Here is a 13088-nt window from a genome sequence, read left to right as displayed (position 1 = left end):
TTTCCTCGGGGTCGATCCGTGCGCGAGCCTGCGCCCGCATGTAACGGCTGACAGGCCGGTGGCTCGGACTCAAAGTTGTGCTATCTCTTTCCCATGCGCGTCTTTTCCCTTCTGTTGACCATGCTGTTCACAGCCCCAGCCGTTGCGCAGGACGTCGACCTTGAACTGGTCTTGCTGGCCGATGCCTCCCGCTCGATCTCCGAGGAAGAAATCCGGTTTCAGCGGCAGGGGTATGCCGAAGCATTGACCGATCCACGCGTTCTTGCGGCCATCGGCAACACGGCTTACGGCGCGATAGCGGTGACCTACGTCGAATGGGCCGCAAACACGGCGGTCGTTGTTGACTGGACCAGGATCGACGGCCCCGAGAGTGCCAAGGCTTTTGCGGACGCGCTTATCAGCCCGCCCAGACAAGCCTATGGTCGTAATGCGATCGGCGCAGCGCTGCTCGATGGAAAGCGGCTCATCGAACAAAACGGGTTCGACGGATGGCGAAAGGTCATCGATTTTTCGGGCGACAGTCCGAACAGTTTTTCCGGGCCGTCCATTCAGTCCGCGCGCGACGAGGTCGTGGCTGCCGGTATCACCATCAACGGCTTGCCCATACTTTGCAGGTTTTGCGACACGCCAGCCCGGTATCCGGATCTCGCGGCCATCTATGAGGACCAGATCATCGGCGGTCTTGGCGCCTTTGTCGTGACGGCGACCAGCGAAAAGGATCTCGCCGAGTCCATCCGACGGAAACTGATCCTCGAGATATCGGGTGAAATGCCGGCCCACGACATTGCAAGCCGGTAAGCGAACCGGATCCTTCAGGGCTCCAGCAGGATGCTGCCCAGAACCTCGATATCACCGCCTTCGAACCAGATGATCAGCACTTCACCCGAACGCGTCGCCTGCCCGGCGAGCGCCGAGATATTGACCTGATGCGAGACAAGCATCACGCGGCCCTCCTGCTCCCGCAGCAAGGCGAGCGTGTCGCGGGTCTGAGCATCGCGCCGCTCGTATTTGCCGAAAAACGAGTTTAATGCCGGAACTTCGCGCACCGGCCCCAGATTCAGGAGTTCGGCGGTTTCGCGGGTCCGGCACCACTGGCTGGTCAGCACAAGGTCGAAAGAAATCCCGCGCTCCCGAAAGGCCGAACCGATCGCACGCGCCTGATTGCGGCCGCGCTCGTCAAGGTTCCGCTGGGTTTCGCAATTCCCGAGTTCGAAATTGGCGGGATCGCCGGTTCCGGGGGCGAGCGCATGCCGCATGATCGCGATCGCTCCGGGTTGTTCGAGGGCGGCCCAGTCATTGGCCAAGAGCGATGTGGGCAGGACAAGCAGTATGAGTGTGAACAAGCGCATGAGCGGAAACTAGTTGCCGCAACTTGGCTTTCCAGATCTCCATGCCGATCCGGGAGCGGTCATGAACGGACGGCTCCTTTTCACAAGGGTTGATTACCGGGCTGATACGAAAAACGCGACGAGGCTGGATTTGCCCCCCCTGAAAGCCTGCGAGACTGTCCTGTCCGCCTCAAGCCGGTTTGCTCTGACAACGTCCCTTCAGCAAATAACATGTAGTACATGACGATGACCCCAGGTCTCGCACATCACTCCAGCTTTCCCGGAAATTGTCCGCGGAAACCCCAAAATGACCTTTGAACCGTCATGCCTTTTTCAAAGTTCGGAGCCAGACTGGAAAAATTCCACAGTAGTATTTTATCATCTTTGCCCCGCTGGTCTTCTTGATCTGCGGGGCTATTCTTGTGGTCAGTCTTTGAAGGTGCAAGGCATGCCAATTGCGCTAGTGGCGCTGCCTTCTGTCGACACCTTGAGAAACGGGATGGATCGCCTCGATCATACAGCGGAAATGGCCACTTCGGCTCCGAGCATCAGGCGTCATTCAGGCCCCGGCTGGTCACCCCCCCGTCTTCGAACGAAAAGCCACTTGAATGAGCAATCCGAACGGCATCGTACCATGGCAGGTCCGGATGCCCGGTCAGAAAAGCGGACCTTTGAAAAGGTCCGCTTTAGGCTTGGTACAGGAAGAAGTCAGGGCGTCAGCGCGGCTCGTTCATCAGGCCCCGGACGATCGCATAGCAGGCAGCCAGCAGAACGATCGTGAACGGCAGCCCGGTGGATACCGCCATGGCCTGCAGTGCCGCCAGACCGCCGCCCAGCAACAGGGCGATTGCCACCAGTCCCTCGAGTATGGCCCAGAACACACGTTGCACCACGGGCGCATTGACCTTGCCACCCGCCGCGATCGTGTCGATCACAAGACTGCCCGAGTCCGACGAGGTGACGAAGAACACCACGACCAGGACGATTCCCACCAGCGAGCTTATCCCGGCCAGCGGCATCTGGCTCAGCATCTCGAAGAGCTTCAGTTCGAGCGCCGCGTCCTGCACGCCGGTGAAGCCGTCGTTCAGCACCTGGCTGATCGCTGTGCCGCCAAGGGCCGTCATCCAGAGCACCGACAGAAGCGTCGGCACGATCAGCACCGCGAATAGGAATTCGCGCACCGTGCGCCCGCGCGAGACGCGCGCGATGAACATGCCGACAAAGGGGGACCAGCTGATCCACCAGGCCCAGTAGAAGGCCGTCCAGCCTGAGGCGAAGTTGCCGTCCTCGCGGCCGAAGGGCATCGACAGGGCAGGTAGATATTCGCCATAGGCCACCAGATTGGAAAAGAACCCGGTGGCGATATCCGCAGTCGGACCATAGGCGACAACGAAAACCAGCAGCAATGCGGCCAACGCCATGTTGATCTCGGACAGGACCTTGACGCCGCCGTCGAGGCCTCGCACGACCGACACGATGGCAATGGCGGTGATGAAGGTGATCAGGAAGATCAGTTGCGAATTCGCGCTGCCGAACCCGAACAGGTAATCCAGCCCGGCGGCCGCCTGCTTTGCCCCGATCCCGAGCGAGGTTGCCAAACCAAAGATCGTGGCAAAGATCGCGAGGATATCGACGATATGCCCCGGCCAGCCCCAAACCTTTTCACCGAAGATCGGATAGAAGGCCGATCGAAGCGTCAATGGCAGGCCCTTGTTGTAGGAAAACAGCGCCAAGGCCAGCGCGACCACGCCATACATCGCCCAGGGGTGCAGCCCCCAGTGGAAGATCGTCGCGGCCATGCCCAGGCGGACCGATTCAGCGGCATCGCCCGCGGCTCCGCTCAATGGCGCCCAATCCGAGCGGAGGCCGTTTTCACCAAGGCTGATGCCCTGGAAGGACGAGGAAAAATGCGACATCGGCTCGGACACGCCGTAGAACATGAGGCCGATCCCCATGCCCGCAGCGAAGAGCATCGCGAACCAACCGACATATCCGTAATCGGGTGTCGCCTCCGGTCCGCCGAGGCGTATCTTGCCAAGCGGCGAAATGATCAGGAACAGACACAGGACCACGAAGATGTTGCCAGCCAGCAGGAAGAACCAGTCGAGGCTCGATGTGAGCCAGTCGCGCAGCCCGGTAAACAGCGGTTCGGCTTCGGTCTGGAAGATGAGCGCGAGAATGGTAAAGCCCACCACGCCGATCGCCGAGATGGTGAAAACCGTCTGGTGGAAGTCGAATTCGAGCACCCAGCGCGGAGCGATATTGTCCTGGCCGATCTCATAGCTGGTCTTGATGATCTCGGTATGGCCTTCCGGCTCGGGGATGGGTTCGATTTCGGGGGAGCCCCCGGGAGTTACCTGCTGGTCCCGCAGATCTTCGGTCATGTTTTCTTCTTTCATTTTTTCGGGTCGGGTTCGTGCAGCGTTCAGCGCACCACGAAAACAGAAGCGTCCGAATGCTCGGCGACGTTTCCGGCATGCGAAGGCAGGATCCAGTTCATCACCGTGGGCGGATGCGAGGCCATGACGACGAGGTCCGCTTCGAGATCCTTCGCCGCCTGCCGGATCGACCGATTGATTTCGGCCGCGGGGTCGGTCGAGACGATCATGTGCGCCCTTGCCGCGATCCCGTGCTTTTCCGCTTCGCCACGGGCAAAGGCCTGCAAATTCTCAAGGAACTCCTTGGGGTTGTGCCCCACCGGTCCGGGAGTTTCCTCGGCGATGGCGATATAGGTGACCGGAGCGGAACATGACCGCGCCATTTCAGCCGCGACCCCGAGCGCCTTTGTCAGCCGCTCGACATGGGCTAGATCCACCGGAACAAGGATGTGTTTGAACATTTTGCAGACCTCGCTGTTTTGCGCCGTTCAAGGCGACATTCTGAGTTCTGGCACGCTGACCAGTCCGATGGTGGTCTCCAAACGCCCGAAGCATATCTCGAGGCGGTTTTGCCCCATCAAACCGATGGTCCTGCGTCCTGAACACGGCCATCGGCCATTTTTGGGCCAACCTCTATCCCGCGCACGGCGGTTGAGGAGGCGTGTGCACGGCGGTTGAGAAGGAGATTGCGACATTGTGCGTTGGCACCATGACCCCACTCCGACATATCCTGCCGCCTTTCGCCGTGTGAGCGTCGCAGCCTCAGGCATGCATGCAGCTTGTCTCTTCAGCACCGCAGGACAAACCTGCGTCCTCCGAGATCGGCAGCGCGTCCACGTCCGCGCGCAGAGCTGCCATTGATCGCATTCCCGTACATCAGCCGCCGCCGTCTCCGGGCCTTTGTTCTTCCGCCGGGCCCAAGCCATGGCTTGCGGGAATGCCTTGCAGCTGGCACACTCGAAGAGAAATCTTCTCTGGTCAGGCCAGATGCCGAACGCGCCCGCCTCCCCTCTGGTCAGTACGCAATGGCTTGCGGATCACCTTGATGATCCCGGGATCCGAATAGTCGATGTTCGCTGGTGCTCCCGTTACGAGAACGGACGTGGGATCAGCCTCGACGACCCCGAGGGATACCGAGCCGGCCATATCCCCGGCGCCGTCTTTGCGGCCATGATCGCCGACCTCTCGGATCCCGATCATACGGTACCTGACATGATCGCGCCTGAGGAGCGGTTTGCCAGTGTGATGGGGCGGCTGGGCATCGACAATCGGCACATGGTGATAGCCTATGACAACATGGGCTTTCCCTTGGGGTCGGCGCGGCTCTGGTGGGCACTTAAACTGTACGGACACGACAGGGTGCGCGTTCTGGACGGTGGGTTGCGCCAGTGGACGCTCGAGGGGCGGCAACTCTCGACCGATGAACCCGAGATCGTGCCGCGCAGTTTCGTTCCACGAAGGAGATCCGAGTGGATCGCCACAAAGGATGATGTCGTAAACGCCATGGATCGCAGCGATACGGTAATTCTCGATTGCCTTACCCCCGAACTCTACGAGGGCCGTGGCGACCGTCACCTTTGGGGCCAGCGACCCGGACACATTCCCGGCGCGGTCAACATTCCGTATCTGGCGAATATTTCTCCCGCTCTTGCCGCCGCCACCGCATCGGAACGGGACGTTCTTCTCGCGGAGCGTACATCTTTCACGATGGCGTCCAAAGAGGAACTCTCCGAACTTTATCGGGGGGTCGGGATCAAGCAGAAGGAGCGTGTGATCGCGTATTGCGGCAGGGGCTACGCGGCAGCCTGCGGAGTGCTGGCACTGACGCACCTCGGTCACAGGGATGTTCGCCTGTATGACGGTCCTGGACCGAATGGAGTGCAGACCCGGACCTTCCGAGTGAAGAGTCCCCCTCAAGCCACGGGAATCAATCCGCCTGACGCGTCCTTCGGGCAAGTCGATATACAGACGTGCATTCATGGCGAAGGTGCAACAGGCTTGCGGCACGTTCCGAGGCGGCCGGGTCAGTCCTCTGCTTGCAGACGTTGGACCATCTCGGTGAACCCGCGCGCCTCGGCATGCCGAAGCGGCGTAACGCCATCCCTGTCGGCGATCGATCGGTCGGCCCCGGCGGACAACAGCGCGTCCAGCACGGCCTGATGATCAGCGCCGCCGTCGCCCAGCACCACCGCTTCCATCACTGCCGTCCAGTGCAGGTTGTTGATGTGATCGAGCGGTGCGCCTGCTTCGATCAGGCGCCGCACCACTTCGACATGACCAAGATGGGCTGCCGCGATCAGCGCTGTACCAAGATAGGGGCTGGTCACGAGACCGGGATCGTTGCCCTGAACGATGGCGAGGGACATAAGTTCGGGATCGTCCGCTACCGCGGCGATGGTCACGACATCATAGGCCCGATGCTCGAGTGCGTTCATGTCCGCACCGGCCTCGGCCAGCGCGCGGAGCGCGTCGTCCTGCGAAGCAAAGGCGGCCACGTGCAGAGGTGTCCGCCCCTTGGAATCGCGTGCATTGATTTCGGCTCCTTCCGCGGCAAGTCGCTCGATCTCGGCCACGTCGCCCTCGTGCGCGGCCCGGAAAAGACCGTCATAGGCCGCGACTTCGCGTGCCGAGGGGGCGGTTTGCGCCCAGACCGGACCGGCAAGTCCGAGGAGAAGGGCAATCAGAGGAAGGCGGCGCATGGGTCTACCTTTCTTGAGGCGTTCGTTTAAAGAGGCCGCGCGCCCGTCGCGCGCCCCCCGTCTTGTCTTATTCGGCGCCGATCGCGTCTAGACCGGCACGGGCGCAATCCGCGTCGATCGCACCAGACGGTGCGCCGCCGACGCCGATGCCGCCCACCAGCGCGCCACCGATCCGGATCGGCAGGCCGCCGGCCTGGATCACCAGGCGCTCATCCATGTCCCGCAGGCCATCGTTCTGCATGTTGCCGGAGATGAATTCGGCAAGCCCGGCGGTATCCCGGCCGAGACCGGCCGAGGTGAACGCCTTGCCCGTGGCGCTCGATGCTGTGTGGGGGCCGGAATTGTCGGCTTTCAGAAGCACCTTGGTGTTGCCGTCGCGGGCGACGATCGCGACGCTGACGTTGTGGCCTTCGGCGGCACAGGCAGCGAGGGCTGCGTTAGCGGCGTCACTTGCCATGGCGAGTGGCAGATAGGGACTGGTCGGCAGATCCTGCGCCACCGCTGCCACAGGGGTGGCAAGGGCGGCGAGAAGAGCAGTTGTTCTGAGCATGTCGGTTCTCCTTTGCTGGTCACAGGAAGACATGTACGCCATCGCCGCCCCCTGCCCCATTCGTAGACCGGCCCGACAGTTCCGTAGAACTACGGAGCGCTCTCGGCTTCGATCCAGAGACGTGTCATCTCGGCCGGCGAGGTTGTTCCGAGCTTTGCCCCGATCGCCGCGCGATGGCTTTCCACGGTCCGTGGCGAGACGTCGAGCGCTCCGGCAATGTCCCGGGTCGCGAACCCGCGCGCCACGAGCGACAGCACTTCGCGCTCGCGCGGCGTCAACCCGCCAATCAGCGCCATGGTTTCCCTGCGCGCGGCGTCTGCAGCGGCGGCCCGGTCGAGTGCTGCCTGTCCCCTCTGTATGGCGTCGATGAGGTCCTGTTCGTCCACCGGTTTCGACAGGAAGTCGATAGCGCCATTGCGGAACGCCTTGCGACAGGCCTCGATATCGCCATGTCCCGAAATCACCACTGTCGGCCAGGTCAGGCCACGCGCGTTCAGGCGTTCCTGAAGCTTCAACCCCGAGATCGCAGGCATCCGGATATCGAGGATCAGGCAGCCCGGGTCCAGCCTCGGGAGAGCCAAAAGGAAATCCTCGGGGCCGGGGAAGGCCCTGGCATCGATCCCCACTGTCGAGAGAAGAAGCGAGAGCGCATCGCGGACCGCCGCATCGTCATCGACGAGATAGACCGGCGCGCTCATTCGGCTGCCTCCCGCGCAACACGGGCCAGCGGCAGGCTGATCCTGAAGCGCGCACCCTCGCGGGTTTCGACCACCGCAAGATCTCCGCCCGCCCGCTCGACAAGCCGGTGGCTGAGCGCAAGGCCGAGGCCGGTCCCGTTTTCCCGGGTTGTCACAAAGGGCGTGAACAACCGGTCCCGCACATCCGGCCGGATGCCGGGTCCGGTGTCGCTGACATCGATCACCGCCAAGTCTCCGGCCAGAGACGCTTCAACAGCAACCTCGCGCGCCCCCGCACTCTCGGCAACAGCATCGAGGGCGTTCCGGATCAGATTGAAGAGAACCTGCTCGAGTTCCACACGATCCCCGTCCACCAACAGCGGCGTCGATGGCACCGTCACGTCGAGGCGGGCGTCTAGTTCCGCGGCTTGTCCCGCAAGCAGTGTTTGGGCCACATGGATACACTCTCGCAGGTCTACAGGTTCCGGATCTCGTTCCCGGGGTCGGGTCCAGGTCCGCAGGCGTTCAAGTATCGCGGATGCTCGACGCGTCTGTCCGACCACTTCCTCGAGGATGCCCGCGACGCGCTCTGTCTCGCCCCGCGCCGCAAGGCGCCGTGCTGCCTGCGCCTGCGCCAGGATTGCCGTCAGAGGCTGGGTCAGTTCGTGCGCCATGCCACTTGCCATTTCTCCAAGTGCATTCACCCGGGAAGCGTGACTGAGACGGGTTTCGAGACCGCTCAGTTCGGCCCGCGCTTCTGCTGCGCGCACCTTGGCGCGTTGCCGACCGATAGCGCGCAAGGTCAGGGCACCAAGCACGATCGCGGCAAGGACGAGGGCCACCCGGCCAGGCGGCAATACGTCAGATACTGTCATTCGGATCGCTGTTTGCAACCTGAGTGGTTGGGTTCCACTCGAGAGCGCGCGGGTGAATTGAGGCATGAACCCGTCCCCGACCGCAGCGACAAGCAGTGTTCCATCGGGCAGCGCCAGCCACCGCGCCACCTCCGGTCGCGTCCAATACGCGGAATCGCCGTCAAGCAGGGCCGCGGCATCGATCACGAGGGCAAGCCCGTATCGTGCGGACTCGGTGTTGGGGCTCCGCTTCACGATCAGATAGGCCGGGCGGTCGGACGGATATCGCACCAGAACCGGGGCGCCGGTCGAACGTCCGGCCGCATCCCGAATGAGATCACGAAGCTCTGCCTCGCGAATACCGATCTCAAGCCCGCCGTGCTGTCCGTCGAGCGGCACAAGCGATATGCCGACGATGCGGGGATAGAATCGCATGATTGCGCCAGCGACCTCGTGAAAGAGGTCGGGACGCTGCTCGGCGCCGGCCACTGCGATCGCCGACAGGGCCGTCAGGTGCGCATCATGCTGGTCGACGCGCTGCGAGGCGACCGCGTGAAGCCGCTCGCTCTCGGCCGTCAGGTCGGCGAGACGTGCGTTGCGTTCCAGAACCGCAATTGCAGTCAAGGCAAGGCCAACAACGAGCAACCATCTGACTGCGCGGAGCGGTGTCCAGCGCCTCGTTCCTTTGGCCAAATCTGTCCTACTCTGCACGTTTGCCGTTCCGATGCGTGTGATCTCGTGGGCGCGCCCCAATTCCTCTCCGAGCATAAGCTAAAGTCGGGGTATTGAAATCCGTAGGACTACAGAGGCCGATCGGGACGAGGTTGACGATCACCAGTCACCTTGCTGACTACGTGTGGCAGTGCTGTCGGCCTCCTCGCCTCACAGTTGGGCCGCAAGGCGTACGCAAATCCAGCGGCAGTTCACCTTGTTTTGCGAAAGAACGGCTTGCGCCATGTCAATGCCGATCCTCCACGAGGGGTCTAGTGTTCAGACGACCACATAACACACGGAGGTTACCATGCAGCGACTTGCTCTCGTGGTGGCGACACTCGCCACTCCTGCGATGGCTGATCCTGAAGAATATGGCCACATGATGGGATGGGGCCACGGTCATGGTTACGGAATGATCTTTGGCCCCGTTCTCTGGCTGATCGTACTCGGTCTCGTGGTTGCAGGCGTGATCTGGCTCGTGGGTCGTTTCGACAGTCATCCGGCCCAACGTGGAAACACGAGCGCACTTGCAGAGCTCGACATGCGTTTTGCTCGCGGCGAAATCGATGCTGACGATTATGCGTCCCGAAAGAAGCTCCTGAGTTCCTGACCGGAACCCGGCGGAGATACATTATCCGGGTCAGACGGCGCCCATGCCATTGGACCGCCGGACGTGTTTCGATTCCTGCGATCCTTCCGCGATAAATTCCGGCTGGATACGAGCAAGCGTTTACCCTGTTCTGACCCGTATAGCGGAGGTCGACAATCGCCCGCATGAGTTCCGTAGGCCCATGGCAACACTCTCTGGCTGGCAAATCCTTGTAATTTATCGGGTTTTCATGTAAAGTAACAACATGAGATCGGTCCGATAATCATCTCTCCGCGCGCATGACGTTCAAATGCCGGCCACTTGCAGCCCCACCAGCTTCATTGCACTCGACCGCCGCGCGCCTGTGCCGGGCGCCGCGCCTCACGAAATCCGGAGACCGATATGTCCAAGTACGCAGAAGAACGAATAGTCCACCCGCAAAAATACTATCGGGACGCAGAGGCCGTTGCCCACGATGCCAAACTGACGACCGATGAGAAACAACGCGTCCTGGACTCCATGGCCCTGAACGCAGAGCTTATGGCGACAGCGACCGAAGAAGGAATGACCGGAGGCGAACGACCGCCATCGCTAAAAGAAATCAAGGCCACACGCGAAAAATTGCTCGCGTCGACAAGCTCGTCAAAGAAAGCTCGATTTCAGACGATTGTCGTGGCTCTGAATGGCGACACGGAAATGGATGAGATGGTTGCTCAGGCCGGTTTCGATATGGCATCCACCGTCGGCGGCAAGGGACAAGGCAGCCATGTAAAGGTACATGTCATCAATGTCATCGAACCAACCGGAGGGCTGATAGCGGGAGCGGCGGCTCCCACGATGGCAATTCCGCATATGGCTCTGCATGTGGATCAGCAGCGTCTCGATCAGGAGCGCGCCAGACGTTCAGAGATCGCCAGCGACATCCGGCACAGACTGGGAAAGGATCAGCCGGGGGACGACGTGGTTGTCCATGGTGAGCCATCAACAGAGATCACCAGGTTCGCAAGCGAACGCGAAGCCGACCTGATTGTCCTTGGTGCCGTCGACCGATCATGGTTCGAAAAACTGCTGGGCATCTCCCCAACCCAAGAAGTTGCTGAAAACGCCCGCTGCCCGATCCTTTTTGTCCCGACTTCCTGACGAGGGCCATGCGATAACCCCTTGCGGCCGTTTCACGTTCGGACCATGCGTTCAAAGCTTGTCCGACATCAGGATCGGCGCGGGCGCCGACATTTGTGGAAGGCTCCGGTTTGGCCTTCTACTGCAAGCGCGCGACGTTCCATGGGTCGCAGACGATGAAGGTCAGGCGCAACCTGCCCGAAGCGCAGTGGAAGCGCCACCTGGCCAACGAGCACCCCGCCATCAGCCGTCCGTAGAAGGTAACTCAAAAGCATATCCTGCGCCGCGATCCCGGCACAGGATTTCTCCATGCGCGACGATGGGTCCGTCGGCCATGAGCTGACGGTCCGCCCTGTGCGACCCTGATCGCCGAGCACAGGGCAGGTTTTCTGCGAATGCCACCCTCTGCCTGTCGCACAATTACGAATTGCCCACCTACACTCAGGCGGACGGCGCCGCCGTGTCACGGAACGAAATCGAGGGCCTGCGCGACCTTGCCGAAACCTGCACGGCCAAAACCAACTGGCAGAACGGCGACAGCGTGCAGCAGAACCTCAACGTTCGGCAACGAGAGCGAAAATCACATCATGACCGAAAGGCGGATACATCCGGGCGGCTGTGGCGGGTCTTGAACGGGTCGCGTTTCGTCATGACCTAAGGCCATGAGACCACCCTGCCCGTCTCGATCCGTTGCTATCTGAAAAAACCTTGGCCGGGCTGATGAGTGGCGATAGCATCATTAACAATTGATTGATTTACAACCTCAGAGCTACTCGGAGAATTGGAATGGCAAATCTTACCGCGACAGACGCCGCGACGACGAGCGCGATTCAGGCCAACTCGTTCCTGCTGGGGTTGGCGTTTACGGAATTGACCGGCTATGAAGTCTGGGACAGCAACACCCTCACCTTCACGATGAACATGGGTGACGACAATCCGGACGGGACCACAGTCGGCACCTGGACCACGGCCCTCACCGATGCGATTTATCGCGCCCATTCGGACATCGAAGCGGTGGCAAACGTCACCTTCACCGAGGTGCCCGACACGGTGAACGGCACCGACGGCGCCGACATCGACTACTGGTACTACAATACTACCGCTTACCTTGGCTATTCCTACGGGGTCGGCGGCGACGGGGTATTCCTCAACGAACGATATGTCACCACGGCCGGTCCGGGATCGTCCAACGGGCTGGAGCCCGGCGGCTACGACTACATCACCGTGATCCACGAATTGCTGCACAACATGGGACTGTCACATCCCTTCGACGGTGCTGCCAGCTTTCCGGGTGTGAATTTCAACTCAGCAAACACCGGCGATTTCGCGCTGAACCAGAACGTTTACACGGTGATGAGCTACAGCGACATCAATCAGGTCGATGCCAATGGCGTGCCCACCACCAGCAACAACCTGACCGATGCAACCCGAGACCATGGCTTCACAACCATGGGTGCGTTCGACGTCGCGATGCTGCAGGTGCTGTATGGTGCGAACATGACCACAGCGACAGGCAACGACGTCTATGTGCTGCCCACGGTCAACCAGACAGGCACCTATTTCTCGGCGATTTGGGATGCGGGAGGAACTGACGAAATCCGCCACGACGGCTCGGCGGGGGCCATCCTCGATCTGCGCTCGGCCACGCTCGACCTTGCGGATGGGATGGGGGCGGGCGGCATGCTCAGCCGTGTACCGGGGATCTACGGCGGCTTCACCATCGCGAATGGTGCGGTCATCGAGAATGCCACGGGGGGGTCCGGGAACGACTCTGTCACGGGCAACGATTTCGCCAACACGCTTCGCGGCAACGACGGCAACGACGACCTGCAGGGCGGCGCCGGCAATGACTCGCTCTACGGCGGTGCGAATGACGACACGCTGTCGGGCGGGGCGGACGACGACATCCTTTTGGGCGGCACCGGCGGCGACCAGATGTCGGGCGACGCGGGCAACGATACGGTCAGCTACCTCTACGACACCACCGGGATCGCGGTCCGCTTGTGGAACAACACCGCGAGCGGCGGCGAGGCCGAGGGCGACACGATCTCGGGCTTCGAGAACATCACCGGCGGATCGGGCAACGACACGCTCACCGGCGACAGCGCGGCCAACGTGCTGGTGGGCAACGCCGGCAATGACTTCCTGTTCGCGGTGAACGGCAACGACGACCTGCAGGG

11 protein-coding genes and 1 pseudogene are annotated in these 13088 nt (G+C 61.6%); 5 read left to right on the top strand and 7 right to left on the bottom strand.

The features are described 5' to 3' along the window. Positions 1-93: 93 nt before the first annotated feature. Positions 94-798 (top strand): DUF1194 domain-containing protein, encoded by a 705-nt coding sequence (locus BLT75_RS22675; RefSeq protein ID WP_093037696.1) that lies wholly within the window; start codon positions 94-96, stop codon positions 796-798. 14 nt (positions 799-812) lie between these two features. On the opposite strand, the gene BLT75_RS22670 is transcribed toward BLT75_RS22675, so the two are convergent. From BLT75_RS22670 to BLT75_RS22660, 3 genes are all read right to left on the bottom strand, one after another. After that, on the bottom strand, positions 813-1349 hold the full coding sequence (locus tag BLT75_RS22670) for a histidine phosphatase family protein (RefSeq protein ID WP_093037693.1): 537 nt from the start codon (positions 1347-1349) through the stop codon (positions 813-815). Positions 1350-2044: 695 nt separating this feature from the next. Further along, a complete protein-coding gene (locus BLT75_RS22665) occupies positions 2045-3712 on the bottom strand; it encodes a BCCT family transporter (RefSeq protein WP_218129022.1) in 1668 nt (555 codons plus the stop codon). 41 nt (positions 3713-3753) lie between these two features. Then, on the bottom strand, positions 3754-4167 hold the full coding sequence (locus BLT75_RS22660; protein ID WP_093037687.1) for a universal stress protein: 414 nt from the start codon (positions 4165-4167) through the stop codon (positions 3754-3756). Positions 4168-4630: 463 nt separating this feature from the next. Here BLT75_RS22660 and BLT75_RS25335 point away from each other — a divergent pair. Continuing rightward, positions 4631-5557 (top strand): annotated as a pseudogene (locus BLT75_RS25335) (sulfurtransferase); the annotation flags it as partial. Between the two features lie 173 nt (positions 5558-5730). On the opposite strand, the gene BLT75_RS24975 reads toward BLT75_RS25335, so the two are convergent. The 4 genes from BLT75_RS24975 to BLT75_RS22635 form a co-directional block, all read right to left on the bottom strand. Then, positions 5731-6405 (bottom strand): ankyrin repeat domain-containing protein, encoded by a 675-nt coding sequence (locus tag BLT75_RS24975; protein ID WP_093037681.1) that lies wholly within the window; start codon positions 6403-6405, stop codon positions 5731-5733. Between the two features lie 67 nt (positions 6406-6472). Continuing rightward, complete coding sequence (locus BLT75_RS22645) at positions 6473-6955, bottom strand: GlcG/HbpS family heme-binding protein (protein WP_093037678.1); 483 nt, start codon at positions 6953-6955, stop codon at positions 6473-6475. Positions 6956-7044: 89 nt separating this feature from the next. Next, a complete protein-coding gene (locus tag BLT75_RS22640) occupies positions 7045-7653 on the bottom strand; it encodes a response regulator transcription factor (RefSeq protein ID WP_093037675.1) in 609 nt (202 codons plus the stop codon). Continuing rightward, positions 7650-9110, bottom strand: coding sequence for a sensor histidine kinase (locus tag BLT75_RS22635; protein WP_245706629.1), 1461 nt, complete (start codon positions 9108-9110; stop codon positions 7650-7652). The genes BLT75_RS22640 and BLT75_RS22635 overlap by 4 nt, the downstream gene beginning before the upstream one ends. Positions 9111-9507: 397 nt before the next feature. Here BLT75_RS22635 and BLT75_RS22630 point away from each other — a divergent pair, with 397 nt between their 5' ends. The 3 genes from BLT75_RS22630 to BLT75_RS25145 form a co-directional block, all read left to right on the top strand. After that, the gene (locus tag BLT75_RS22630; protein WP_093037672.1) at positions 9508-9810 is read left to right on the top strand and encodes an SHOCT domain-containing protein; all 303 of its coding nucleotides are present in this window, start codon (positions 9508-9510) and stop codon (positions 9808-9810) included. 381 nt (positions 9811-10191) lie between these two features. Next, positions 10192-10929 (top strand): universal stress protein, encoded by a 738-nt coding sequence (locus BLT75_RS22625; protein WP_093037669.1) that lies wholly within the window; start codon positions 10192-10194, stop codon positions 10927-10929. 765 nt (positions 10930-11694) lie between these two features. Beyond that, positions 11695-13088, top strand: a 1394-nt coding sequence (locus BLT75_RS25145) for a M10 family metallopeptidase C-terminal domain-containing protein (protein ID WP_176828210.1), incomplete at its 3' end; no start/stop codon positions are given.

It is taken from the genome of Ruegeria marina (assembly GCF_900101475.1).
GTDB lineage: Bacteria > Pseudomonadota > Alphaproteobacteria > Rhodobacterales > Rhodobacteraceae > Ruegeria_B > Ruegeria_B marina.
The sequence above is the reverse complement of the archived record's forward strand: the minus strand, read 5'-3'. Positions and strand labels throughout refer to the sequence as shown.